The 23374-nt window shown below is 73.2% G+C and carries 23 protein-coding genes, 1 pseudogene and 1 riboswitch; of the genes and pseudogenes, 4 read left to right on the top strand and 20 right to left on the bottom strand.

Annotated features, from left to right (window positions below; genetic code table 11):
* Window positions 1-216: 216 nt before the first annotated feature.
* The 3 genes from PV364_RS04250 to PV364_RS04240 all read right to left on the bottom strand — a co-directional run bounded on the left by PV364_RS04250 (window position 217) and on the right by PV364_RS04240 (window position 4528).
* Window positions 217-2373: a putative bifunctional diguanylate cyclase/phosphodiesterase gene (locus PV364_RS04250; RefSeq protein WP_401974080.1), complete on the bottom strand. Its 2157-nt coding sequence runs from the start codon at window positions 2371-2373 to the stop codon at window positions 217-219.
* Between the two features lie 2 nt (window positions 2374-2375).
* The gene (locus PV364_RS04245) at window positions 2376-3191 is read right to left on the bottom strand and encodes an SAM-dependent methyltransferase (RefSeq protein ID WP_319658263.1); all 816 of its coding nucleotides are present in this window, start codon (window positions 3189-3191) and stop codon (window positions 2376-2378) included.
* A 203-nt stretch (window positions 3192-3394) separates the two neighbouring features.
* Complete coding sequence (locus PV364_RS04240; protein WP_319658261.1) at window positions 3395-4528, bottom strand: transglycosylase family protein; 1134 nt, start codon at window positions 4526-4528, stop codon at window positions 3395-3397.
* Between the two features lie 4 nt (window positions 4529-4532).
* A riboswitch (cyclic di-AMP (ydaO/yuaA leader) is annotated at window positions 4533-4742 on the bottom strand.
* 332 nt (window positions 4743-5074) lie between these two features.
* On the opposite strand from PV364_RS04240, the gene PV364_RS04235 reads away from it, so the two are divergent.
* Window positions 5075-5206: a hypothetical protein gene (locus tag PV364_RS04235; protein WP_319658259.1), complete on the top strand. Its 132-nt coding sequence runs from the start codon at window positions 5075-5077 to the stop codon at window positions 5204-5206.
* A gap of 202 nt (window positions 5207-5408) precedes the next feature.
* Window positions 5409-6416, top strand: a complete 1008-nt coding sequence (locus tag PV364_RS04230) for an aldo/keto reductase (protein ID WP_319658257.1) — start codon at window positions 5409-5411, stop codon at window positions 6414-6416.
* Between the two features lie 40 nt (window positions 6417-6456).
* Here the strand turns inward: PV364_RS04230 and PV364_RS04225 are convergent, their stop codons facing one another.
* Window positions 6457-7095, bottom strand: a complete 639-nt coding sequence (locus tag PV364_RS04225; protein ID WP_319658255.1) for a GNAT family protein — start codon at window positions 7093-7095, stop codon at window positions 6457-6459.
* A 97-nt stretch (window positions 7096-7192) separates the two neighbouring features.
* Here PV364_RS04225 and PV364_RS04220 point away from each other — a divergent pair, with 97 nt between their 5' ends.
* Together PV364_RS04220 and PV364_RS04215 are read left to right on the top strand one after the other, a co-directional pair.
* Entirely contained in the window at window positions 7193-7690 is a 498-nt protein-coding gene (locus tag PV364_RS04220; protein ID WP_319658253.1) for a peptidylprolyl isomerase, read from the top strand.
* Between the two features lie 216 nt (window positions 7691-7906).
* On the top strand, window positions 7907-9172 hold the full coding sequence (locus PV364_RS04215) for a D-arabinono-1,4-lactone oxidase (protein ID WP_319658252.1): 1266 nt from the start codon (window positions 7907-7909) through the stop codon (window positions 9170-9172).
* A gap of 293 nt (window positions 9173-9465) precedes the next feature.
* Here the strand turns inward: PV364_RS04215 and PV364_RS41195 are convergent.
* The 16 genes and pseudogenes from PV364_RS41195 to PV364_RS04140 all read right to left on the bottom strand — a co-directional run.
* Window positions 9466-9564, bottom strand: a pseudogene (locus PV364_RS41195) (IS481 family transposase); the annotation flags it as partial.
* A gap of 121 nt (window positions 9565-9685) precedes the next feature.
* Window positions 9686-10372: a pyridoxal 5'-phosphate synthase gene (locus tag PV364_RS04210; protein WP_319658250.1), complete on the bottom strand. Its 687-nt coding sequence runs from the start codon at window positions 10370-10372 to the stop codon at window positions 9686-9688.
* 33 nt (window positions 10373-10405) lie between these two features.
* Window positions 10406-12031 carry a Na+/H+ antiporter gene (locus PV364_RS04205; RefSeq protein ID WP_319658248.1) on the bottom strand — a complete coding sequence of 542 codons (1626 nt, stop codon included), beginning with the start codon at window positions 12029-12031 and terminating at the stop codon, window positions 10406-10408.
* Between the two features lie 268 nt (window positions 12032-12299).
* The gene (locus PV364_RS04200; RefSeq protein ID WP_319658246.1) at window positions 12300-12872 is read right to left on the bottom strand and encodes a Clp protease N-terminal domain-containing protein; all 573 of its coding nucleotides are present in this window, start codon (window positions 12870-12872) and stop codon (window positions 12300-12302) included.
* Between the two features lie 2 nt (window positions 12873-12874).
* On the bottom strand, window positions 12875-13084 hold the full coding sequence (locus tag PV364_RS04195) for an HTH domain-containing protein (RefSeq protein WP_319658245.1): 210 nt from the start codon (window positions 13082-13084) through the stop codon (window positions 12875-12877).
* A 137-nt stretch (window positions 13085-13221) separates the two neighbouring features.
* Window positions 13222-13671, bottom strand: a complete 450-nt coding sequence (locus tag PV364_RS04190) for a phospholipase (protein ID WP_319658244.1) — start codon at window positions 13669-13671, stop codon at window positions 13222-13224.
* A gap of 233 nt (window positions 13672-13904) precedes the next feature.
* Window positions 13905-14645 (bottom strand): cytochrome b/b6 domain-containing protein, encoded by a 741-nt coding sequence (locus tag PV364_RS04185; RefSeq protein ID WP_319658243.1) that lies wholly within the window; start codon window positions 14643-14645, stop codon window positions 13905-13907.
* Entirely contained in the window at window positions 14629-15339 is a 711-nt protein-coding gene (locus PV364_RS04180; protein WP_319658242.1) for a molybdopterin-dependent oxidoreductase, read from the bottom strand. Before PV364_RS04180 ends, PV364_RS04185 begins: the two co-directional genes overlap by 17 nt.
* 73 nt (window positions 15340-15412) lie before the next feature.
* Complete coding sequence (locus PV364_RS04175) at window positions 15413-16594, bottom strand: 4-hydroxybenzoate 3-monooxygenase (RefSeq protein WP_319658240.1); 1182 nt, start codon at window positions 16592-16594, stop codon at window positions 15413-15415.
* Window positions 16595-16601: 7 nt separating this feature from the next.
* Window positions 16602-17882: a 4-carboxymuconolactone decarboxylase gene (pcaC, locus tag PV364_RS04170; RefSeq protein WP_319658239.1), complete on the bottom strand. Its 1281-nt coding sequence runs from the start codon at window positions 17880-17882 to the stop codon at window positions 16602-16604.
* Between the two features lie 70 nt (window positions 17883-17952).
* Window positions 17953-19377 (bottom strand): 3-carboxy-cis,cis-muconate cycloisomerase, encoded by a 1425-nt coding sequence (gene pcaB, locus PV364_RS04165; protein WP_319658238.1) that lies wholly within the window; start codon window positions 19375-19377, stop codon window positions 17953-17955.
* The gene (gene pcaG / locus PV364_RS04160; protein ID WP_319658237.1) at window positions 19364-19933 is read right to left on the bottom strand and encodes a protocatechuate 3,4-dioxygenase subunit alpha; all 570 of its coding nucleotides are present in this window, start codon (window positions 19931-19933) and stop codon (window positions 19364-19366) included. The genes pcaB and pcaG overlap by 14 nt, the downstream gene beginning before the upstream one ends.
* The gene (gene pcaH, locus PV364_RS04155; protein ID WP_319658236.1) at window positions 19930-20712 is read right to left on the bottom strand and encodes a protocatechuate 3,4-dioxygenase subunit beta; all 783 of its coding nucleotides are present in this window, start codon (window positions 20710-20712) and stop codon (window positions 19930-19932) included. The genes pcaG and pcaH overlap by 4 nt, the downstream gene beginning before the upstream one ends.
* Window positions 20713-20722: 10 nt before the next feature.
* Entirely contained in the window at window positions 20723-21916 is a 1194-nt protein-coding gene (locus tag PV364_RS04150; protein WP_319658235.1) for a thiolase family protein, read from the bottom strand.
* Complete coding sequence (locus PV364_RS04145) at window positions 21913-22596, bottom strand: CoA transferase subunit B (protein ID WP_319658234.1); 684 nt, start codon at window positions 22594-22596, stop codon at window positions 21913-21915. The genes PV364_RS04150 and PV364_RS04145 overlap by 4 nt, the downstream gene beginning before the upstream one ends.
* On the bottom strand, window positions 22596-23366 hold the full coding sequence (locus PV364_RS04140) for a CoA transferase subunit A (protein WP_319658233.1): 771 nt from the start codon (window positions 23364-23366) through the stop codon (window positions 22596-22598). The genes PV364_RS04145 and PV364_RS04140 overlap by 1 nt, the downstream gene beginning before the upstream one ends.
* Window positions 23367-23374 lie beyond the last annotated feature (8 nt).

Genomic DNA, 23374 nt, shown 5'->3' with positions numbered 1-23374 from the left:
GCCGTCCCACCCTCGTCCGGGCCATCACATCCAGAGGCCCCACCACGGCACAACCCACCGCACCGCGAACCGCACGCTCCCCGACAGGGACTCCGCCGGCGCGTGCCCCCCGCCCCACCTCCCGCGCCCAGGCCGTCGCGTCGTCCAGCGGCAGCGAAGGGCGGCGATCGCGCGGCACCCCCCGCGCGACCTCACGGCCCGCGGCAGCGCCCGGGCTCAGGCCGTCGCGTCGACCAGCGACAGCGAGTGGAGGCGGTCGGGCGGGCCGGGTCTGGCGTAGTACCAGCCCTGGGCGGTGTCGCAGCCGAGGGCCCGCAGGTACTCGGCCTGGGTGCCGGTCTCGACGCCCTCGACGGTCACCGACAGGCCGAGCGTGTGGGCGAGGTCGACGACGACCTCGACGATCTTCACGTCGACCGGGTCGGCCGGGTGCTGCTGCATGCCGCGGGTGAAGGAGCGGTCCAGCTTGAGCGTGGTGATCGGCAGCCGGCGCAGCGCGGCCAGGTTGGAGTAGCCGGTGCCGAAGTCGTCCAGCGCGATGGCCATGCCCAGGTCGGCGAACTCCCGCAGCGGTCGGAGCAGTTCCTCGTCGGCGCCGATGAAGGCGCTCTCGGTGACCTCCAGGCACAGGGCGGTCGGCTCCAGCCCCGCGTCCTTGATGACGGCGAGGGTCTCCGGGACCAGCCCGCGGTGGCTCAACTGCGCCGGGGACAGGTTGACGTTGATCCGCAGCGGGTGGCCGTCGCTGCGCGGGAACTGCCAGTCGCGGGCCTGCCAGGCGGCCTGTTCCAGCACCCAGTGGCCGAGCGGCACGATCAGCCCGGTGCTCTCCGCCAGCGGGATGAACCGGTCGGGACCGAGCACCCCGTGCACCGGGTGGCACCAGCGCACCAGCGCCTCCGCGCCGCGCACGCTGCCGTCCGCGAGCCGGACCAGCGGCTGGTACTCGATGAAGAACTCACCGCGCTCCAGGGCGATGGGCAGCCGGTTGGTGAGTCCGTGCCGGGTGATGGCGCGGGCGTCGGAGTCGGGGTCGGCGAGCTCGAAGCGGTTCCCGCCCGCGGCCTTGGCGCGGTACATGGTGATGTCGGCGCTGCGCAGCACCTCGGCCGGGCCGAGGCTGCCGGCCTGGCCCTCGACGATGCCGATGCTGCACCGCACGGACAGTTCGCGGTCGTCGACGCGGATGGGGTCGGCGAGCGCGGCGAGCACGAGGTCGGCGAGGCCGGTGACGTCCGCGCGGCTCGCCGGGTTGACCACGAGCGCGGCGAACTCGTCGCCGCCGATCCGGGCGACGAGCTGGTCGGACGAGGTGACGCAGGCCTTCAGCCGCTCGGCCACGGCCACCAGCAGCCGGTCGCCGACCGCGTGGCCGAGGCTGTCGTTGACGTCCTTGAACCCGTCGAGGTCGAGGTAGCAGACCCCGACGCGCGAGCCGTCCGGGCCTCCGAGCACCTGCTCCAGGCGCTCGAAGAACAGGTTCCGGTTGGCCAGCCCGGTGAGCGCGTCGTGTGTCGCCTCGTACCGCAGGCGCTCGTTGAGCAGGCGTTCCTCGGTGATGTCCTCGGTGAGCGCGAGCATGTACTGCGGGACGCCGGCGTGGTCGCGGAGCAGGGAGACCGTCAGATTGGTCCACAGGGCGGTGCCGTCGGGGCGGTAGTACGCCTTCTCCACGCTGTAGCGGTCGCGTTCGCCCCGGTTGAGCTGGCGCTGCATCTCCCAGACCTCGGGGGCGTCCTCCGGGTGCACCCAGTCGTAGACGTTCCTGCTGAGGATGCGGCGTTCCATGCCGCCGAACATGGCGGTGAGGGCGTCGTTGACGTCGAGGATGCGGCCTTCCATGTCGGCGATGCCGATGCCTATGGAGGCGCCCTGGAAGACGGCGCGGAACCGCACCTCGCTCTCGTGGAGGGCCTGTTCGACGGCGATGCGGGCGGCCAGCGCGGCCCGGGACAGCGCCTCCTGCTCGGTCCTGGTCCGCTCCTGCAGGGCGCGCGCGTAGCCGGAGGCCATCCAGTGCTGCAGCCGGGCGGAGCGGGTGCGGCCCTCGTCGGCCGGCAGCGACGGGTCCAGCGGCGAGTACAGCAGCAGGTAGGCGTCCACGACGCCGAGGATGCGGGGCAGCGACTCGGGGTCCGTGCAGTGCGCGGCCACCAGCGCCGCGCCGATCTCCGCACCGGCGCGCGGGTCGAAGGGCTGGGCGTGCAGGGCCGCCTCCAGCCGCGCGGCGAGCGGGAGCAGGTACTCCTCGAACTCGCCGCGGGTCATGGAGGTGGCGGTGGCCGGATAGATCGCCCGGCTCCAGATGATCGCGAAGCGCCGCAGGCTGTCGGCGGACTCCGGGTCCGGTTCCGGGTCGGGTTCCGTGGCCACGGTCACGCCTTGCGGCCGACGCCCGCGAACCCGCTGAAGACGACCGGGTCGGGCTCGTCGTCGTCCGCGCCGTCCGGCCGCCACAGCGGTGCCGGGACCAGACCGGGTTCGACGAGGTCGAAGCCGTCGAAGAACGTCTCCACCTCGTCCCGTGACCGCATGATCAAGGGTGAACTGGCGCTGCGGTAGACGTTCTGCACCCCCTCGCCCTCCTCGGGCCGGCGCGGGCCGCCCTCCATGGAGGCGTGGGTGAGGACCAGCAGGCTGCCCGGAGCGAGGGCGTCGCGCAGTTCGGCGACGGCCTTGGCCGGATCGTCGGCGTCCTCGAGGAAGTGCAGGACGGCCACCAGCAGCAGCGCCACCGGACGGTCCAGGTCCAGCATCCGGCCGGCCTCCTCGCTGTCCAGGATGTCGCGCGGGGACCGCAGGTCGGCGGCGACGACCACGGCGTCCTCTTTGCCGTCCAGCACGGCGCGGCTGTGCGCGACCGCGACCGGATCGTTGTCGACGTAGAGCACGCGGGCGCCGGGGCTCGCGGCCTGGGCGACCTCGTGGACGTTGCCGAAGGTGGGGATGCCGGAGCCGATGTCGAGGAACTGGGTGACGCCCTCGTTCACCGCGAAGCGCACGGCCCTGCGCATGAAGGCGCGATTGGCCTGCATGATCTTGGGCAGGCCCGGGAAGGCCTCGATCGCCCGTCGCCCCGCCTCCCGGTCGACCTCGAAGTTGTGCGAGCCGCCCAGGTAGTAGTCGTAGATGCGGGACACGCTCGGCACGGACAGGTCGATTCCGTGGGGGGCCCAGGCAGGACGCTCCATCAACGACTCCAGCTCGTCGGGATCAGGACAGCGGGCCGTGCGGACGGCCGCGTGGCTCAGAGGCTACTGATCGTTCGTTCGAGAGGAAACCAGAAATGGAAATATTCGATCCGTTTCGGTCACTCGCCAACGGCAAGTGCCCTGCCCCCGGAATGCGGGGAACAGGGCACATGCTACCGCCGGATGACGGGTGATCAGTGGGCTCAGATGCTGACGCCGTGCGCGCGCAGGTAGGCCAGCGGGTCGATGTCGGAACCGAACGACGCGGTGGTGCGCACCTCGAAGTGCAGGTGCGGGCCGGTGACGTTGCCAGTGGCGCCCGACAGGCCCAGCTGCTGGCCCTCGGAGACGGTCTGGCCGGCCGAGACCGACAGCGAGGACATGTGGGCGTACTGCGAGTACTTGCCGTCGGCGTGCTTGATGACGACCTGGTTGCCGTAGGAGCCGCCCCAGCCCGCGGAGACCACGGTGCCGGACGCGATCGCCTTCACCTTGGTACCGGTGGAGGCGATGAAGTCGACACCGGTGTGGTAGCCCTTCGACCACATGGAACCCGCCTGGTGGTACGGGGTGCCCAGGGTGACGTGGTCCAGCGGGGCCGTGTAGCCGGAGGCGGACGAGGAGGAGGGCTTGGCCGGGGCGGGCGTGCTCGCGGCGGGCTTGTCCGGGAGCGCGACCGTGGCCTTGCCGCTCAGCGCCAGGACCTGTCCGGGGCGGATCAGGTTGGGGTCGGCGCCGATGACGGACCGGTTGGCCGCGTAGAGCTCGTGCCAGCCGCCGGTCACGTCCTGGGCGTCGGCGATCCTGGAGAGGGTGTCGCCGACGACGACCTTGTAGGTGTCGCCGGTGGCGGGCTTGGAGGCCTGCGTGTCCTTCGCCGGGGTGGCGGGGGTGGCGGGCTTGGGGGTGGTGGTACCGGTACCGGCGACGCTCTCCGGGGTGGCCGACGTGTCGGCCATCGCCTTGGTCAGACCGGCCCTGGGGCCGCACACCGGCCAGGCCTGCGGGCCCTGGACGGCCAGCACCTTCTCGGCGACGGCGATCTGCTCGGACTTGGTGGCGAGGTCCGCACGCGCGGCGTACTTGGTCCCGCCGAAACCGGCCCAGGTGCTCTGGGTGAACTGCAGCCCGCCGTAGAAACCGTTACCGGTGTTGATGGCCCAGTTGTTGGTGCTCTCGCAGCTGGCGACCTTGTCCCAGACGCTCACCGGTGCGGCATGGGCGCCGGTGGCGCCGACGACCGGGAGGGCGATCGCGGCACTCGTGGTGCCGGCGAATGCGCCGAGACGGACGAATCGATTGGTCCGCTGACGACGGTGCTTTCCCTTTGCGGGCATGGGGAATTCCTCTCCGACGCCTACGAGGTGAGCTGTCGGGTTCGGGCTGGAGATGCCCGGCCGCTTCGAGGCATGCCGACTAAAGGCACGTCGCTGCGACTTCACCCCAAGCCGTCCCGTGACACGGAACGGCACTTACCTGGGTCCCCCGCTCCTGCCGTGCGGTCTTGTCATCCGGCTTACGAGTGGCGGCAGGATTAGGCGTTCCACTCGGAAGAATTCCCGCCGGCATCCGGCCTGCGGGACTTGGAAGCTAGACGACGCAATCGCGCCCCGGCAAGGTCCCGAATCACAGCAATCCCGGACCGGCAAGTCGATCAATGAATTCCGTGACGTTACGTGAGAAGTGTCCGCTCTGCGTAGGCGAAATAATGACCCCGGGCGAACGGCATTGCACAGGCGGTGAATACGGGGAAGATAAATCGACGCTCGGTGGTTCAAACCTGCCGGAGCGTGTTCGCCGCGTGACACCCATCACGTGCCTATTGCCTACGCATGCACTGTGGATACATATGTCCGCTTACGACCTTCGATGCCGGATAAGGCATGACATGGGCGTTCCAACCCGCCTTCCAGGAAGGCGTCGTGGCGCCCGCACACGTCGTCGTGTCCAGCAGGACAACCGACGACCGGCCCGCGTCGATTCCCGACGGCGTCGCCGCCCTCCGGGACCGGTGACCGCGGCTCTCGCTCCGCGCTCGGCCGCACCGCGAAGGCACGGGCCGACCCCGCGTCCGGCGGCACCTCCCGGGCGGTCCGACCTGCCCCGCGGGCAGGGGCAGGGGACGGTCCGGAACCCGGGTGACACGGCCAAGCCCCAGGGGTAGCCTCCCAATCCCGAACATTTTCTTACATCGACACCTCGACCGGGAGCCCCCGCGTGCCCTACCTCGCCGCCGAAGACCGCTACGCCTCGATGCAGTACCGCCGCACCGGCCGCAGCGGGGTCCTGCTCCCCGCCGTCTCCCTGGGCCTGTGGCACAACTTCGGCGACACCTCGCCGCTGGAGACCCAGCGCGCCGTGCTGCGCCGTGCCGTCGACCGCGGGGTCGTCCACCTCGACCTCGCCAACAACTACGGGCCGCCCGCCGGCTCGGCCGAGGCCAACTTCGGCACCCTCTTCGCCCAGGACCTGCGCCCGTACCGCGACGAGCTGTTCATCGCCAGCAAGGCGGGCTACGACATGTGGCCCGGTCCGTACGGCGAGTGGGGCAGCCGCAAGTACATGCTGGCCTCGCTCGACCAGTCCCTCGGCCGCATGGGCCTGGACTACGTCGACGTCTTCTACTCCCACCGCTTCGACCCCGACACGCCCCTGGAGGAGACCATGGGCGCCCTGGACACCGCGGTCCGCCAGGGCAAGGCGCTGTACGCCGGCATCTCCAACTACCCCGCGGACGCCCACCGCCGGGCCACCGAGATCCTGCGCGAGCTCGGCACCCCGCTGCTGATCCACCAGGCCGCCTACAGCCTCCTGCAGCGAAGCCCCGAGGCCGGCGTCCTCGACGCCGTCGGCGAGACCGAGACCGCCCTGATCGCCTACTCACCCCTCGCCCAGGGCCAGCTGACCGACCGTTACCTCGACGGCGTCCCCGCGGACTCCCGTATGGCCCTCGGCCACTTCCTCAAGCGCGACGCCCTCACCGACGAGAAGCTCACGCTGCTCCACGCCCTCAACAAGCTTGCCGGCGAACGCGGCCAGACCCTCGCGCAGCTGGCCCTCACCTGGGTCCTGCGCGACCCGCGCGTCGTCTCCGTCCTCATCGGCGCGAGCAGCGTGGCCCAGCTCGACCAGAACCTCGCCGCCCTCGACGCCGCGCCCCTCACCGAGGCCGAACTCACCGAGATCGACCGCCTGTCGGCGCAGGCCGGCGTCGAGATCCCGTAGGTCCCCCGGGCCTCGGCCGCCCCGGAGGTCCTGGCCGCCGTCAGGACCTCCGGAGACGCTCCTCCAGAGCCGCCCTGACGCCGGGCCACTCGTCCTGGAGGACGGAGTAGTACGCGCTGTCGCGCACGGTGCCGTCGGTCGCGGGAACGTGCGCGCGGCGGACGCCCTCGAAGCGTCCGCCGATGCGCTCGATCGCGGCGCGCGAGCGGGCGTTGCGGGCATCGGTCTTGAGCGTGACGCGCAGCACGCCCCAGGTCTCGAAGGCGTGCGTGAGCAGCAGGAGCTTGGCCTCGGTGTTGCTGGGGGTGCGCTGGGCGGAGGCGGACAGCCAGGTGCTGCCGATCTCGGCGACCGTGGGCACCCCGTCCGGGCGCGGTGCGGTGCGCCCCGCGGGCCGGGCCGGCGTGGCGGTCCAGTAGTCGAGGTCCAGGAAGCGCGTCGAGCCGATCAGGGTGTCGCGCGCGATGTCGACCACGGCGAACGGGAGAGCGGCGCCGGTGGCCTGGTCCGCCAGTGCCCCCTGGATGTACCGCTCCATCGCGGGCAGGTCGTCCGGCACCAAGGTGAATCCATAGGTGTCGCGGGACTCCTGGGCGGCGCGCAGCAGCCCGTCCGCGTGGTCCGCGGTGAGCGGCTCCAGGCGGACGTACCCGCCTCGCAAGGTCACGGTTTCCGGCATGCCCCGGATGCTATGCGCACCGCCGCGCGGCTGGTCAACTGCGTGTCCCGCGCGGGGCGCGGTCGGGAGTGGCGAGCGGGGATGTGAAAATGTCGGCATGAGCAACAACGACGTGTACTTCGACATCACGATCGACGGCGAGCCCGCCGGACGGATCGTCTTCACCCTCTTCGACGACGTGGTGCCCAAGACCGCGCGGAACTTCCGCGAGCTCGCCACCGGCGAGAACGGCTTCGGCTACGAGGGCTCGCACTTCCACCGCGTCATCCCGGACTTCATGCTCCAGGGCGGTGACTTCACCGCCGGCAACGGCACCGGCGGCAAGAGCATCTACGGCGCCAAGTTCGCCGACGAGAACTTCCAGCTCAAGCACACCAAGCCGGGCCAGCTGTCGATGGCCAACGCGGGCCCGAACACCAACGGCTCGCAGTTCTTCATCACGACCATCGTCACCGACTGGCTGGACAACAAGCACGTCGTCTTCGGCGAGGTCGTCGAGGGCATGGACGTGGTCAAGAAGATCGAGTCGCTCGGCTCGCGCAGCGGCACCACCAGTGCCCGCATCGAGATCGCGAAGTCCGGCACCGTCGCCTGACCCACGTCCCGCCGCCCGGCACCCGGGCCGCCCCGCGCGGCCTCCGGTGCCGGGCGCCCGGCTTTCCCGGTCCCGGTCCGCGACCGGCCCCCGTCCCGGCCGAACCGCGGGCGGCGTACGATCCCCATCGGCGCTGCTCACCGCTGGTGCGCGCGCCGACCAGTCCGGGCGCCTGGCGGCACGCCGGGCGCCGTACGACGGAAAGGAACGACCACGATGTCCGCGGAGAGGAACTGGGGCGGCAACATCGCCTTCCACGCGCGGCGGCTCCACAGCCCGGAGTCCGTCGGCGCACTGCAGGAGATCGTGGCCCGCTCCGAGCGCATCCGGCCGCTGGGCACCCGGCACTCCTTCAGCACCGTCGCGGACACGGACGGCGACCACGTCTCCACCGCGGCGCTGCCGCCCGTGGTCGACGTCGACAGCGCCGCGCGCACCGCGACCGTGAGCTCGGGCCTGCGTTTCGGCGAGATCGCCGGGACCATCGACCGGGCGGGTTTCGCGCTGCACAACCTCGGCTCGCTGCCGCACATCTCCGTGGCCGGCGCGTGCGCCACCGGCACCCACGGCTCGGGGACCGCGAACGCGTGCCTGGCGGGGGCCGTCCGCGCGCTCAACATGGTCACCGCCGACGGCGAGCAGGTCGAGGTCCGCCGCGGCGACCCGGACTTCGAGGGCTCCGTCGTCTCCCTCGGCGCGCTCGGCATCGTCACGCACCTGACGCTGGACCTGCTGCCCGCCTTCTCCGTGCGGCAGTGGGTGTACGACGACATGCCGCGCGAGGAGCTGGGGCGGAACTTCGCCGAGGTGATGTCCGCCGGGTACAGCGTGTCCGCCTTCACGCGCTGGCAGGACCCCGTGCTGGAGCAGGTGTGGCTCAAGGAGCGCGTCGAGGACCCCTCGGCGCCCCCCGCCCCGGCGCCACGCGAGTGGTACGGCGCCGTCCTGGCCGACGGCCCCCGCCATCCCGTCCCGGGCATGCCCGCCGCGCACTGCACTCCGCAGAACGGCGACGTCGGCTCCTGGTACGAGCGGCTGCCGCACTTCCGGATGGAGTTCACGCCCAGCAGCGGCGAGGAGATCCAGTCGGAGTACTTCGTGGACCGCGCGGACGCCCCGGCGGCGTTCGACGCCCTGTGGGAGGTGCGCGAGCACTTCGCGCCCGCCGTGCAGATCGGCGAGATCCGCGCCATCGCGGCCGACGAGCTGTGGCTGAGCCCCGCGTTCGGGCGCGACAGCGTCGCCTTCCACTTCACCTGGATCCCCGACACCGCGGCGGTCCTGCCCGCCCTCAAGGCGATCGAGCAGGCGCTGCGCCCGTTCTCCGCCCGCCCGCACTGGGGCAAGCTCTTCACCACCCCGGCCGCCGACCTCCCGGCGCTCTACCCGCGCTACGACGACTTCCGCGCGCTCGCCGCGCGCCGGGACCCCAACGGCACCTTCCGCAACGACTACCTGCGGGAGTTCTTCCCCGGCCGCTGACCGGCAGGCGGCCCGGCCGGGGCCGCCGGGCTGAGGTGTGCCGTCCCGGGACGTCGGTGGGACACGTGCCGTGGGCCTCCCGGCGGTCCGGGGGCGATGCCCACATCCCCCACCGGCCGCCGGAAGGCCGCGGCGTCCCACCGCGAAGCGCCTCCGGGCCGGCCGGCGCCGACGGGATGCACGCCCGCTCGAGCCCGCCCGCACGCCCGGCCACGTCGACGCACACGTCCCGCGGCCGCGGCGCGCATGCCGCTACGGCCCGCTGGTGGTGTGCCGTTCGGGGCGGTGTGTCCGCGGTCGTGGCCGCGGGTGCGCAGCCGGCCGTCGTCCGCGGCACAACGGGCCGGGCGCGGCCGCCCGGTCTCGGTCAGGGGTGCGTTCCGGTGGGGCACGAAGGCCTTTCCGGTCGCGGTGCGGAGTCGCGATCCACCACCGGCCCGAAGGCCCTCACCCGTGTCGAGATCCCTCGACCGGGGCCCGCTTCACCGTCCACGACCTCCCCGGACAGGACACCTAGGGCCAGAGCAGCTGCTTCGTCCACCCCTGGGCGGACGCGCGGTAGACGAGACGGGTGTGCCGTCGTTCCTTGTCGCCCTGCCAGAACTCGACGGAGACCGCGCGCAGCGCGTACAGCGTCCAGCCCGGCGCCACGAGGCCCGGCGTGCGGGCCAGCCGTGCCGAGGACTCCCGCACGGCCGCGTCCCGTTCGGCCAGGTCGGCCAGCGGCTGCGACTGCCGGCCGAGCAGGGCCTCGGCGCGCGCGCCCGGACCGCGGGCCAGGAAGTCCGCCGCGCTGCGCTCCGGGTCCTCGGCCACGACGGGACCGCGGACCCGGACCTGCCGGGCGAGCGCGGGCCAGTAGAACGTGAGCGCCGCGCTGGGGCGGGCGGCCAGGTCGCGGCCCTTGGCGCTGCCGGCGTCGGAGGCGAACTGCCAGCCCCGCTCGCCCACGTCCTTGAGGATGAGCACCCGGGCGGCCGGATTCCCGTCCGCGTCCACCGTCGCCAGCGTCATGGCGTGCGGTTCCCGCACCCCGGCCCGTACCGCCGCCAGCAGCCATTCGGTGAACAGGGCCACCGGGTCCTCCGGAGCGGCCGCGGGGTCGAAGCCCGGCAGGTCCCCCGCGAAGACCTCGATGCTCCGCAGCAGTTCACGCACACCGGCCGCGCCGGACGTGCTGTCACCCTCGTGATCGTTCACGTGCCGAACGTACACGGTCGGCGTGCCCTGGCGTCAGGGCTCCCGCGCCGAGGCCGCCTCGGCGATGTCGAGGCGCATCTCCTCGGCGTCCAGGGCGGCCTGCACACGGCGCAGGACGATGTCGTCGATGCGGCCGCTGTCGCGCAGGCGCACGACGGTGGTCCGCTTGACGCCGACCACCAGGCGGCGCAGCTCGCGGTCGGCGCGCAGCACCGCGCGGGGTGAGGAGCGGCCGACGCTGTCGTCGCACAACGCGTCGCGCTGCGCGAGCAGTTCCTGCCGCAGGGACTCGGCGACCTCGGCGTGGGCACTGGGCCGGTCCGTGGCGCCCTCCAGGGCGTGCAGGGCGGCGTCGGTCATCTCCCGGCGGGCCAGCAGTTCCTCGTCCGCCACCGAGGTGTCGGGGGCGAGGCGCGCCCATCGGATCACGTGCGGCAGGGTCTGGCCCTGCACGAGCAGCGTCACGATGATCACGACGACCGTGGCGAAGACCACCGCGTCACGGCCGCGCAGCGGGCTGCCGTCGACGGCCGTCATCGGTACGGCCAGAGCCGCCGCCAGCGACACCGCGCCGCGCATGCCGCCCCAGGCGTGCGGCATCCGCTCGCGGGCGCCCATGCGCAGGGTGCGCTGCACGGCCCGCCGGTCGATCAGCCGGATGAGATAGGGCACGGTGTACGTCCACACCAGGCGGGTCGCCATCACGACCCCGCCGGTGGCCAGCGCCCCGAGCAGCGCCTCGACGGGACGCACCGAGGCGATCCCCCGGACGGCGCCGGGCACCTGCATGCCCACCAGCACGAAGAGCGCCCCGTTGAGCACGAAGGTCGTCGTCTCCCAGAACGCCTCGGTCCGAATCCGCGTCCCGGCCGGGATCAGCCGGGGGCCCGCCTGGCTGAGGACCAGCCCGCAGGCGACCACGGCCAGCACACCGGAGAGGTTCAGCGCCTCGGCCGGCAGGTAGGCCGCGAAAGGGGTCAGCAGGCTCAGCGCGGTCTCCACCTGCCGGTCCCGTACGCGCCCGCGCACGACGACGACCAGGGCGGCGACCGCCAGTCCCACCGCCACGCCGCCCACGTATCCCACGGCGAATCGCAGGACGGCGCTGCCCCAGCCGAAGGGGTGCGCGCCGGTGGCGATGCCGACCGCGACCGCGAACAGGGCGAGTGCCGTGCCGTCGTTGACCAGGCTCTCCGCACGCAGGATGGTCACCGTGCGGCGCGGCAGGCCCTTGGCGACCGCGGCGACCGCCGTGGCGTCGGTGGGGGCCACGACCGCGCCCAGGACGAGCGCCATCGCCCAGGACAGCCCCAGCGCGTTGCCGACGGAGGCGACCGCGGCGGCGGTGGCCAGCACCAGGACGGTCGACAGCATGAAGATCGTGCGGATGTTGGTCCGGATCTCCCGCAGCGACGTCGACAGCGACTCCCAGTACAGCAGCGCCGGGAGGAACAGCAGCAGCACGACGTCCGAGGGGAGTTCCACCGATCCGAGGGCCGGGACGAACCCGATGGCGCAGCCGCCCGCGACGAGGAGCAGCGGCTCGCTCAGCCGCAGCCGCCGCGCCACCCAGGTCAGTACCAGTACCGCCGTGAGGACCACGACGACGATCTCCAGGCCCCGCACCGAGGCCACCTCCGCCCAGCTCGTCCGAAGCACCGTCATACCGTGGCGGTGCTCAGGGCCGTGGCATCGGCTCGCCCCGCGCGACCTGCTGCCCGCAGGCGGCGCCGTCCGAGGGAGGCGCCTGCCCGGCCCCCGCTGGGAGGCGCCCCCGAAGACCGCCCTCCCCCGGGCCTTCGGCCGAACGTGCGCACCCCGCGGATCAGGGCGTCCTGGGCGCGCCCGGGGTGCGTTCGGCACGTCAACGCAGTCGTACGCGGTCGTACGCGGTCGCGGACGGCACCGCGGCCACGCCCGCGGCCCGTCAGCTCGCCCGGGCCCGGCCCTCGTCGCCCTCCCCGAGCACCCGCTCGATGTCGGCCCACGAGGCCCCGAACTCCGCGAGCACGTCGGCCACCACGCCGGGACCGGTGGCGAGCGCCAGCAGCAGGTGCTCGTCACCGATGTGGCGGTCGCCGCGGGCGAGCGCGGCCCGCAGCGAGCGCTCCAGCACGGTCTTCGCGCCGCGGGTGAGGGGCGGGCGCCCGGCCGGGCGCCACCGCCGGGGCTTGCGGCCGACGGCCAGCGCTCCGGCCCCGTGGGCGTCCTCGACGCGGGCGACGATCTCGGCGACGTCGATGCCGAGCCCGGCAAGCGCCTCGGCGTCCGCCCGTGAGACCCCGCCGCGGCGCCGGGTCTGCGCGAGTGCCTGCGCCAGTTCCTCGCGACGCCGGTCCACGCCCAGCGCGGCGAGCACGCCGGAGGCCCGGGTACCGTCCGCGTCCAGGATCGAGAACAGCAGGTGCTCCTCGGCGACCGCCTCGTCCCGCACCTTGTCGGCGCGCGCGAGCGCGCCCTCCACCACGTCGCGAGCGCTCTTGGTGAACCTCTCGAACATCGTCAATTCCTCCCGTACTTCTTGTGCACGGCCTGCCTGCTGACGCCCAGTTCGTGGGCGATCTCCTGCCAGGACCACCCCTTGGCCCGCGCGCTCCTGACTTGCACGGCCTCGAGCTGCTCCAGCAGCCGCCGCAGTGCGGCGACGGCCCGCAGCCCGATCCGCGGATCACGGTCTCCCGCACGCTCGGCGAGATCGGTTGCCTCGGTCATGCCTGTCAATCTACGTTGACAGACGCCGCACGTCAACCAGAGTTGACGGGGGCGCGGGGCGACGACAACGCGCCCGGCCCTCCGTGTCGACGGAGGGCCGGGCGCGCGCCGGAGCGGGTTGCGGCGGGGGGCGCCGGTCAGCCGAAGGCCTTGACCGCCTGGTAGTAGGTCCACGCGGTGCCGTTGCACGCGGTCGCGGTGGCACCGCTGTAGCCCGCGCAGACGCGCTTCAGGTCCTCGTAGAGGGCGCTGTCCAGCCGGCTCTTGTTGGCCGAGAAGGTGCCGGCGGCCTTGTAGTTGCGGTAGCCGAAGTCGTGCCGGGCGCAGGAGGTCGCGAACGGGAAGCCGAAGGGGTTGTCCGGGGAGGTGCTGCAGTAGTCCGTGGACCAGTCGAAGGCGTAGGCCGACCAGGCGGCCTGGTTCTGGCGCGCGGCCGACCAGGCGTTGTAGCTGGAGGCGCTGGTCTGGGTCCAGCTCGACAGCACCTGGGCCTTGTCGGCGGGGACGGCGTTGGCGGGCGTGGTCAGGGCGACGGTGGCGACAGCGGCGACCGCGGCGGCGGCGAAGCCGGTGGTGATTCGGCGCATGGGGTCTCCTGAGACGGGCGCGCGGACGGCGCGCGGGTACGGGGGTGGCACCGGATGCGGAATCTCACGGGTGGTGCGGACGTGCCGGATCAGAATCGCGCCGGGAGGGTCTATGCGAGTAGACCTGGGACGGCAAAATTTGCATGAACATGCCTAAGCGCCGTCGGCGTCAATCGTCGACGGCGCATCACGAACGGTTCAGGAGCGCGGGGAACGGCCCCGCGGCCCGCGGATCAGGAGTCCTGGCCGCCCGCCGGGCCACCGGAACCCGAGGAACCCGATGAACCGGAGGCATCCGAGGAACCGGCGGAGGGGACGGCGGCGGACGCGGTCCGCCCGGCGACCGCCGTGTCCCCGTCCGCGGCGTCCTCGGCGTGGTCCCAGTGCGGATGGTGCAGCCGCGCCCAGTTCGGCGTGACGAAGCCCGTGCGCATCCCCAGCCGCGCCTCGGCGTCGTGGGCCGCCATCCACCAGTGGCCCGCGACCGCGACCGCGACGGCCAGCGCGAGCCAGTCGTGGACGAAGGTGGCCCCCGTACGCCACACGACCGCCGTCAGCCGCGGGAACATCATCATCAGCCCGGTGCCCAGCATCACCAGCACCGCTCCGGCCGCGAAGGCCGCGTAGAGCTTCTGCCCCGCGTTGAACTTGCCCGCCGGGCGCCCCTGGTAGAGCCGGCCGCGCAACGCGGCGCGCAGCCAGCTCCTGTCGTACGGAACGAAGCGGTTGAGCCGCCGCAGGTCGTGCCGGAACGCCCGGGAGGCCAGGCCGGCGAACGCCGGAACCGGCAGCGCGATGCCGGACCACTCGTGGACGGTGACGACCAGGCGCCTGCGGCCCACGATCTCGGCGAGCGGGGGCAGGTAGAGGCACGCCGCGGTGAAGAGGCAGATCATCATCAGCGTCGCCGTGCTGCGGTGCACCCAGCGCTCGGCCCGGGTGAAACGGCGTACGGACTCAGGAAGTCGGGGCATCGTCGCGTCCGTTCGAGCGGCCGACCCAGGCGTCGACGTCGTAGCCGTAGTGCTCCCAGTAGCCGGGCTGCACCGCCTCGGTGACCTCGATGCCCGAGAGCCACTTGGCGGACTTGTAGAAGTACATCGGCGCGACGTACAGCCGCACCGGACCGCCGTGGGCCGGGGTCACCGGCTTGCCCTGCATCTTCAGCGCGACCAGCACGTCGTCCCTGCGGGCCTGTTCGAGAGTCAGGCTCTCGGTGTACGCGCCGTCGAAGCACGTGAAGCGGATGGCGCCGGCCCCGTCCCGTACGCCCGCGAGGTCGAGCAGATGGGACAGCCGCACCCCTTCGAAGGCGGTGTCGTCCACCCGCCACCCGGTCACGCACTGCACATCGCGCACCATGTGCGTCTGCGGCATGGCCCGCAGGTCGGCAAGGGTGTAACCGGCCTGGCGCTCGACGAGTCCGGAGACGGTCAGCCGGTAGTCCGTGGCGTCGCGGTGCGGGACCGAGCCCGTCACGTTGTAGAAGCGGAACCCCCCGCCGCCTGGCAGCAGTCCCGTCAGACCGGTGGGGTCCTTGCTCGTCACCTGCGACAGCGCCGAGTCCAGGCCGTCCTGCACCCGGCTGCCCACCGCCACGCCGAGGGCACCCAGCCCGAGCATGCCGAGCACCACGCGCCGCCCGACCGGCGTGCCCTTGCTTTCCATGTCCTCACCGTAATCCCGTGGACGCTGCCCACAGAGTGCCTGGTCCCCCCGTAAGCAACACGTAATAGGTCGGTCAGCCGATCTCCAGGCCCGCGTAGTTCTCCGCCAGCTCCGCCGCCGCGTGCCGGGAGGCAGCGATGCGGTCGAGCTGGCTGGTCTGCAGCCGGGCGTCGAAGTCGCTGTGCGCGGGGTCGGTGTGCAGGGTCGTGGTCATGAACCAGGAGAAGTGCTCCGCCCGCCACACCCGGCGCAGGCAGGTGGCGGAGTACGCCTCCAGGAGTTCCTCCGACCCGGTCGCCCTCAGGTGGGCGAACGCCCTTGCCAGGACGACCACATCGGCGGCGGCCAGGTTGAGCCCCTTGGCGCCGGTGGGCGGCACGATGTGCGCGGCGTCCCCGGCGAGCAGCACCCGGCCCCAGCGCATCGGCTCGGTGACGAAACTGCGCATCGGCAGCACTGCCCTGGCCGTGATGGGCCCCCGCTCCAGCTTCCAGTCGCCGTCGATCGCGAAGCGGGCGTCCAGCTCGTCCCAGATCCGCTCGTCGGGCCAGTCGTCCGTGTCGGTGCCGTTCGGCACCTGCAGATACAGCCGGCTGACCTCGGGCGAGCGCATGCTGTGCAGGGCGAAGCCGCGCGGCGAGTGCGCGTAGATCAACTCGTCGCAGGACGGCGGGACGTCGGCGAGGATGCCGAACCAGGAGTACGGGTAGACCCGCTCGTACGTCCGGATCGCGCCCCGCGGGACCGCGCGGCGGGTCACACCGTGGAAGCCGTCGCAGCCCACGACGTAGTCGCAGGTCAGGGTCTTGTCGCGGTCCTCGTGGGTGTAGTGGATCACCGGACGGTCCGTGTCGGCCCCCTCGACCGCACGCACCTGGGCGCCGAACACCAGCGGGGCGCCGTCCTCGATCTGCAGCGCGATGAGGTCCTTGACCACCTCGGTCTGCGCGTACACCCACACGCGGCGGCCGCCGGTGAGCGCGGGGAAGTCCAGTCGGTGCGTGTGCCGGTTCCAGCGCAGTTCGATGCCGTCGTGGACCATGGCCTCGCGATCCAGCCGGCCGGCCGCACCGGAGGACCGCAGCACGTCGACCGTGGACTGTTCGAGGATGCCGGCCCGCTGACGGTGCTCGACGTAGGCGCGTTCCCGGCTCTCCAGTACCACGCAGTCGACGCCGGAGCGGTGCAGGAGCCGGGCCAGCAGCAGGCCGGCGGGGCCGCCGCCGACGATGCCGACGGTGGTGTGGGGCTGCATGGGTGGGCTACTCCCCCTCTTCAGGTACTGCTACCGGTGTTTCTTCCCGTACTCGTTCCCGTACGTGTTCCCGTGCTTCTTCCGGTACTTCGGGCTCTTCTGGTTCTTCTGGTTCTTCCTCTTCGAGGACGCGGTTCGCGATGGCGAACGCCGTGTTCGCGGCGGGCACGCCGCAGTAGACCGCCGACTGGAGCAGGACCTCCTGGATCTCCTCCCGGGTCAGTCCGTTGCGCCGGGCGGCCCGGACGTGCAGCGCCAGTTCCTCGTGGTGGCCGTGCGCCACGAGCGCGGTGAGCGTGACGCAGCTGCGGGTCCTGAGGTCGAGCCCGGGACGGGTCCAGATCTCGCCCCACGCGTAGCGGGTGATGAAGTCCTGGAACGGCGCCGTGAAGGCCGTGGTCCGCGCGACCGCCCGGTCCACGTGGGCGTCACCGAGCACCGCGCGCCGGACGGCCGTGCCCGCGGCGTGCCGGGAGCCGTCGTCGGCGGCGGGGCCGGGTGTCAGGTGCCCGAGCAGCGCGGCCAGTACGGGTGCCGGCCGCTCGACGTTGGCCAGGTGCGCGGCGTGCCCGACCTCGGTGAGGCTCGCGCCGCGGATGCCGTCCGCGAGTGCCCGGGCGTCGGCCACCGGTACGACGGGGTCCTCCCGGCCCGCGACGACGAGCGTCGGTGTGCTGATCGCGGCCAGTCCGGCCCGCGCGTCGTGCGTGGCGAGCACGTCGCACAGCCGCGCGTACGCCTCCGGGTCGGCGGCCCGCAGATCGTCCACGAGCGCCTCGGCCGCGGGGCCCGGTACGGAGCCGGACGTGAACCAGCGTGCCGCCGTGGTGTCGGCGACCGGCCCGGTGCCCTTCGCCCGTACCAGCGCGGCCCGGTCCCGCCAGCTCTCGGGCGTCCCGACACGGGCCGCGGCGCACAGGACCGCCAGCGAGGTCACCCGCCGCGGGTGGTGGACCGCCAGCCAGGTCCCGACCGCGCCGCCCAGCGAGATGCCCGCGTACGCGAAGCGCTCGACGCCGAGCGCGTCGGCGAGTTCGAGCACCAGCCGTCCCAGGTCCGCCGTCGTCGGGTCCGATGGCAGCAGCCCGGCCGGCGTGCCGCCGTGTCCCGGCAGGTCCCAGCGGATCACCCGGTGGTCGCGGGCGAGCGCGGGCACCTGGGCGTCCCACACCGCCAGCGACGTCCCCAGGCTCGGCCCCAGCAGCAACGCGGGCCGCCCGGCCGCCCCGTCCACCCGGTGATGCAGCAGCCGCGGCTCCGCGCCGCCGGCCGATGTGCTGCCGCTCATGCGTCCTCCTCTGTGCGGGCTTCGTGCGCGCTCTGCGCGGGCGTACGGGTGGGCTCCGGCGGCCGGAGGGTCACGAAGCGGTGCCCGGCGGGTCGGGGCGGCGCAGGGCCCGGTCGACGAGAGCGGCCGCGGAGCCGGTGTAGCGGGTCGGGTCGGTGAGGTCGCGCAGGCGCTCCTTGGGGAGGAGGGCCGCGAGGCCGGGGTCCTCGGCGAGGACGTCGTCGAGGTCGATGCCCTCCTCGACGGCCCGGAGCGAGGCCCGGGAGAGCGCGGCCTTCGCCTCGCCGCGGCCGATCAGGGCGGCGAGGGCGGCGGCCAGGCGCTCGCTGACGACCAGGCCGCCGGTCGCGTCGAGGTTGTCGCGCATGCGGTGCGGGTGGACGCGCAGTCCCTCGGCGAGTTCCGCCGCTCCCCGCGCCGCGCCGCCGGCCAGGCGCAGGGCCTCGCGCAGCGGCTGCCACTCGGCGTGCCAGGCGCCGGCCGGCCGTTCGTCCTCGGCGGCCAGGGAGCCGTACAGGACGGAGGCGAGCGCCGGCACCTGGCGGGCCGCGGCGGCGATCAGGGCGGCGCGCACGGGGTTGGCCTTGTGGGGCATGGCGGAGGAGTCCCCGCCGGCGCCTTCGGTGACCTCCCCGATCTCGGTGCGGCTCAGTACCAGGACGTCGGCCGCGATCTTCCCCAGCGCGCCCGCCGTGAGGGCGAGCGCTCCGCCGAGGTCCGCGACCGGCGTGCGCAGGGTGTGCCAGGGCAGCATGGGTTCGGCGAGCCCGGTCTCGGCGGCGTACGCGGCCGTCAGCCGCTCCCCCAGGTCGGGCACCCCCTCCGCGCCGCCACCCCCGCCCGCTGCGTCCGCCTCGGCGAAGGCGTGGAACGCCGCGAGCGTGCCCGCGGCGCCTCCCAGTTGTGCGGGCAGCGTGCGGCGAACGGCCGTCAGTCGGTCGTGGGCGTCCAGGACGAGGGCGCGCCAGCCGGCCGCCTTGAGCCCGAAGGTGGTGGGGACGGCGTGCTGGGTGAGCGTGCGCCCGGCCATGGGCGTGGTCCGGTGCTCGCGGGCGAGCGCTCCGAGCGCGCGGGCGGCGCGGGCGAGGTCGTCGAGTACGGGCTCCAGCGCGCGGAAGGCCACCAGCATGGCGGCGGTGTCGACGATGTCCTGGCTGGTGGCGCCGCGGTGCACATAGGGAGCGGCGGCCTCGTCCCGCTCTCCCACGGCAGCCGTCAGGTCGGCGGCCAGCGGGATGACGGGGTTGCCGCCGGAGCGGGCGCGCAGTGCGAGGTCGCGCGCGTCGTACCTGCCGGTCTCGGCCGCGGCGGCGGTGACCGCGGCCGCCGCCGAAGCGGGCGCGAGGCCGAGCGTGGCCTGCGCGCGGGTCAGCGCGGCCTCGGCGTCGAGCATGCCGCGGACGAACGCCGCGTCGCCGGTCGCCTCCTCCACGGGCGTGCCGGCCCGGCCCGGGGAGAGCAGGCCGGTGTCCGCGAAGGGTTCAGTCGAAGGCAAGGAAGACCGTCTCCTCGTGCACTCCGTCGTACTGCAGTCGGACGTCGAAGCGGTGGACGCCCTCACCGTCCGGAGTGGCGACCAGCGTGGCACGCCGCCCGGGTTCCAGCGAGCCGAGCAGCGCGTCGTCTGCCGCGTCGTCCAGATAGACGCGGGTGTGCAGATGGTGCAGCAGGCCGCGGGCGAAGACGATCACCGACAGGTACGGGACGCCGCCGGGCGGCAGCGTACGGAAGGCGTAGTGCCCGTCGGCGTCGGTGGGCACGCGGCCGAAGCCGGTGAAGACCAGTCCGTCGCGACCGAGGACCGCGCCGTTCACCGGGTCGCGGCGCAGTGATCCGGGTGCGCCCTGCCGGGAACCGTCGGGGGCCGGCTGCCAGATCTCGATCAGCGCGTCGGGCACGGGCCGCCCGGCGCCGTCGTACACGTACCCGTGCACGGTGATCGTGCCGGGATGCCCGGCTGGCGCCAGCTCGCCGCCCTTGGCGAAGGGCAGCGCGTAGCCGTAGAAGGGGCCGACGGTCTGGGAGGGGGTGGGAGCCAGGGGTGAGCTCATCGGCCCTCCTCGGTCCAGGTGGCGGCAGGGCCGTCCAGGACGATGTCCCAGCGGTAGCCGAGCGACCGTTCCGGGGTGGACAGCCCGTGGTCGTAGGCCGCGACCAGCCGCTGCCGTGCCGAGTCGTCGGTCACCGACTGCAGGATCGGGTCCCGGGCGAAGAGCGGGTCGCCGGGGAAGTACATCTGCGTGACCAGGCGCTGGGTGAACGCGGTACCGAAGAGCGAGAAGTGGATGTGCGCCGGGCGCCAGGCGTTGACGTGGTTGCGCCAGGGGTAGGCGCCGGGCTTGATCGTGACGAACTCGTACGATCCGTCGTCGCCGGTCAGGGTGCGCCCGACCCCGGTGAAGCCGGGGTCGAGCGGGGCGGGGTGGTCGTCGCGCTGGTGGGCGTAGCGGCCCGAGGCGTTGGCCTGCCAGATCTCGACGAGCTGGCCGCGTACGGGCCGGCCCCGCCGGTCCAGCACGCGCCCGGTGACCCGGATCCGCTCGCCGAGCGGCTCGCCCTGGTGCTGCCGGGTGAGGTCGTGGTCGAGGGCGGTGATGTCGGTGACGCCGAAGACCGGCCCGGACAGCTCGACGGCCTCGGGGTCGCCGCCCGCCGGACCGGCGGCGACCAGCGGGCGCTTGGGGTGCCGCAGCGCGCTGCTGCGGTAGGGGGCGTAGCCACGCCTGGGGTGGTGCTCGGCGGCCGCGCCGTCCGCGAGGCGCTTGGCGTACGCCGCGTGCGCCTCCGCGATCTCGCGGGAGATCTCGTCCTGCGTGAGCGGGGTGGCCATGCGGGGGCTCCTACCTCTCCAGGACCAGGGCCAGGCCCTGCCCGACGCCGATGCACAGGGCCGCCAGGCCGGTGCCGGAGCCCCGGGCAGCGAGCTGGTGGGCGACGGCGCCGGCGATGCGGGCGCCGGACGCGCCGAGCGGGTGGCCGACCGCGATGGCGCCGCCGCGCGGGTTGACGAGCGCCGGGTCGAGTTCCGGCCAGCCGGCCAGGCAGCCCAGCACCTGGGCGGCGAAGGCCTCGTTGAGCTCGACGGTGCTGAGGTCGCCGAAGCCCTTGCCGGACTTGGCCAGCGCCTTGCGCACGGCCTCCACGGGCGCCAGGCCGAAGTAGTCGGGCTCGATGCCGGTGACCGCGGAGGAGCGGATGCGGGCGAGCGGCTCGCGGCCGGTGGCCCGCAGGCCCTCCTCGTCGACGATCAGCAGGGCGGCCGCGCCGTCGTTGAGCGGCGAGGAGTTGCCCGCGGTGACCGTGCCGCCGTCCTTGCGGAAGGCGGGCTTCAGGCGGGCGAGCGCCTCCATGGAGGTGTTGTCGCGGATGGTCTCGTCACGGGCGAGGTCCACGCCGTCGAGCGGCACGACCTCGGCCTCGTACAGGCCGTCCTTCCACGCCCGGGCGGCCTTCTCGTGGCTGGCGACGGACCAGGCGTCCTGCTGCTCGCGGGTGATGCCGTGCCGGTCGGCGATCAGCTCGGCGCTCTCGCCCAGCGGGATCGTCCACTGCGGGTTCATCCGCGGATTGACCATGCGCCAGCCGAGGGTGGTGGAGTACATCTCCTGGTGCCCGGCGGGGAAGGCCCGTTCGGGCTTGGGCAGCACCCACGGGGCGCGGCTCATGGACTCCACGCCGCCGGCTATGGCGACGGAGACGTCGCCGACGGCGACCGCGCGGGCGGCCTGGATGACGGCTTCGAGGCCGGAGCCGCAGAGCCGGTTGACGGTGGTGCCGGGGACGGTGACGGGCAGTCCGGCCAGCAGGACGGCCATGCGCGCGACGTCGCGGTTGTCCTCGCCGGCGCCGTTGGCGTCGCCGAAGAACACGTCGTCGACGCGGGCCGGGTCCAGGTCGGGGGTGCGGGCCATGAGCGAGCCGACGACGTGCGCGGCGAGGTCGTCCGGACGCACGCCCGACAGGGCGCCGCCGTACTTGCCGACCGGGGTGCGGACGGCGTCGACGATGTAGACCTCGCGCAGCTGCTGGCTCATGACTGGCCTCCTTGGCCGGTGGCGGCGACGGCGGCGTTGCCGGCGCCTCGGGTGGTGCGGACCGGGGCGGCGGTCTTCTCCAGGATCTCCTCCACGGCGACGCCGGGGGCCGTCTCGACGAGGACGAGTCCGTCGTCGGTGACGTCGAGGACGCCGAGGTCGGTGATGATCCGGTCGACGCACGCCTTGCCGGTGAGCGGCAGGGCGCACTCCTGGAGGATCTTGGGGCTGCCGTCCTTGGCCGTGTGGGTCATGGTGACGATCACGCGCCGGGCGCCGTGCACCAGGTCCATCGCACCGCCGATGCCGGTGACCAGCTTGCCGGGGATGGCCCAGTTGGCCAGGTCGCCTCGGGCGGAGACCTGCATGGCGCCCAGCACGGCGGTGTCGATGTGGCCGCCGCGGATCATGCCGAAGGACAGCGCGGAGTCGAAGAACGAGGCGCCGGGCAGGACGGTGACGGTCTCCTTGCCGGCGTTGATCAGATCGGGGTCGACCTCGTCCTCGAACGGGAAGGGGCCGGTGCCCAGGATGCCGTTCTCCGACTCCAGGACGACCTCGACACCGGCGGGCAGGTGGTTGGGGATCAGCGTCGGCAGGCCGATGCCGAGGTTGACGTACTCGCCGTCGCGCAGTTCCAGCGCCGCGCGGGCGGCCATCTCGTCGCGTGTCCAGGCCATCAGGCCGACGCCTCCCTCGCGGTGACCGTGCGGAACTCGATCTTCTTGTCGGCGGCCTGCTCGGCGGTGAGGGCCACCACCCGCTGGACGAAGATGCCCGGCAGGTGCACCTGGTCGGGGTCGAGTTCACCGGGCTCGACCAGTTCCTCCACCTCGGCGATCGTGATCCGGCCGGCCATGGCCGCCAGCGGGTTGAAGTTGCGGGAGGACTTGGCGAAGACCAGGTTGCCGTGCCGGTCGCCCCTGGCGGCCCTGACCAGGGCGAAGTCGGTGGTGATGCCGCGCTCCAGGACGTACTCGACGCCGTCGAACTCGCGGACCTCCTTGGGCGGGGAGGCCAGCACCACCCCGCCGTCGCCGTCGTAGCGCCAGGGCAGTCCGCCCTCGGCGACCTGCGTGCCGACCCCGGCGGGCGTGTAGAAGGCGGGGATGCCGCAGCCTCCGGCGCGCAGCCGCTCGGCGAGGGTGCCCTGCGGGATGAGTTCGAGCTCCAGCTCGCCGGCCAGGTACTGGCGGGCGAACTCCTTGTTGGCGCCGATGTAGCTGCCGGTGACCCGGGCGATGCGCCCGGCGGCGAGCAGAACGGCGAGGCCGGACTCCAGGGCGCCGCAGTTGTTGGAGACCACGGCGAGGCCGCCGGTCCCGGCATCGTGGACGGCCTGGATGAGCGTGTCGGGCACACCGCTCAGCCCGAAACCGCCGACGGCCAGCGACGCCCCGTCATGGACGTCCGCCACGGCCTCGGCGGCCGAGGCGACCACCTTGTCCATCCTGTGCC

The organism is Streptomyces sp. MI02-7b, assembly GCF_033793585.1.
In the GTDB taxonomy this organism is placed as follows: domain Bacteria; phylum Actinomycetota; class Actinomycetes; order Streptomycetales; family Streptomycetaceae; genus Actinacidiphila.
Note: the sequence above shows the minus strand (reverse complement) of the source record. Positions and strands in the feature narration are given on the sequence as shown.

Coding starts and splice junctions, on each gene's coding strand:
- PV364_RS04245 (WP_319658263.1), bottom strand. CDS start 3,191: ATGGAGCGTCCTGCCTGGGCCCCCCACGGAATCGACCTGTCCGTGCCG.
- PV364_RS04240 (WP_319658261.1), bottom strand. CDS start 4,528: ATGCCCGCAAAGGGAAAGCACCGTCGTCAGCGGACCAATCGATTCGTC.
- PV364_RS04235 (WP_319658259.1), top strand. CDS start 5,075: ATGACATGGGCGTTCCAACCCGCCTTCCAGGAAGGCGTCGTGGCGCCC.
- PV364_RS04225 (WP_319658255.1), bottom strand. CDS start 7,095: ATGCCGGAAACCGTGACCTTGCGAGGCGGGTACGTCCGCCTGGAGCCG.
- PV364_RS04220 (WP_319658253.1), top strand. CDS start 7,193: ATGAGCAACAACGACGTGTACTTCGACATCACGATCGACGGCGAGCCC.
- PV364_RS04215 (WP_319658252.1), top strand. CDS start 7,907: ATGTCCGCGGAGAGGAACTGGGGCGGCAACATCGCCTTCCACGCGCGG.
- PV364_RS04200 (WP_319658246.1), bottom strand. CDS start 12,872: ATGTTCGAGAGGTTCACCAAGAGCGCTCGCGACGTGGTGGAGGGCGCG.
- PV364_RS04195 (WP_319658245.1), bottom strand. CDS start 13,084: ATGACCGAGGCAACCGATCTCGCCGAGCGTGCGGGAGACCGTGATCCG.
- PV364_RS04190 (WP_319658244.1), bottom strand. CDS start 13,671: ATGCGCCGAATCACCACCGGCTTCGCCGCCGCCGCGGTCGCCGCTGTC.
- PV364_RS04185 (WP_319658243.1), bottom strand. CDS start 14,645: ATGCCCCGACTTCCTGAGTCCGTACGCCGTTTCACCCGGGCCGAGCGC.
- PV364_RS04180 (WP_319658242.1), bottom strand. CDS start 15,339: ATGGAAAGCAAGGGCACGCCGGTCGGGCGGCGCGTGGTGCTCGGCATG.
- PV364_RS04175 (WP_319658240.1), bottom strand. CDS start 16,594: ATGCAGCCCCACACCACCGTCGGCATCGTCGGCGGCGGCCCCGCCGGC.
- pcaC (WP_319658239.1), bottom strand. CDS start 17,882: ATGAGCGGCAGCACATCGGCCGGCGGCGCGGAGCCGCGGCTGCTGCAT.
- pcaG (WP_319658237.1), bottom strand. CDS start 19,933: ATGAGCTCACCCCTGGCTCCCACCCCCTCCCAGACCGTCGGCCCCTTC.
- pcaH (WP_319658236.1), bottom strand. CDS start 20,712: ATGGCCACCCCGCTCACGCAGGACGAGATCTCCCGCGAGATCGCGGAG.
- PV364_RS04150 (WP_319658235.1), bottom strand. CDS start 21,916: ATGAGCCAGCAGCTGCGCGAGGTCTACATCGTCGACGCCGTCCGCACC.
- PV364_RS04145 (WP_319658234.1), bottom strand. CDS start 22,596: ATGGCCTGGACACGCGACGAGATGGCCGCCCGCGCGGCGCTGGAACTG.
- PV364_RS04140 (WP_319658233.1), bottom strand. CDS start 23,366: ATGGACAAGGTGGTCGCCTCGGCCGCCGAGGCCGTGGCGGACGTCCAT.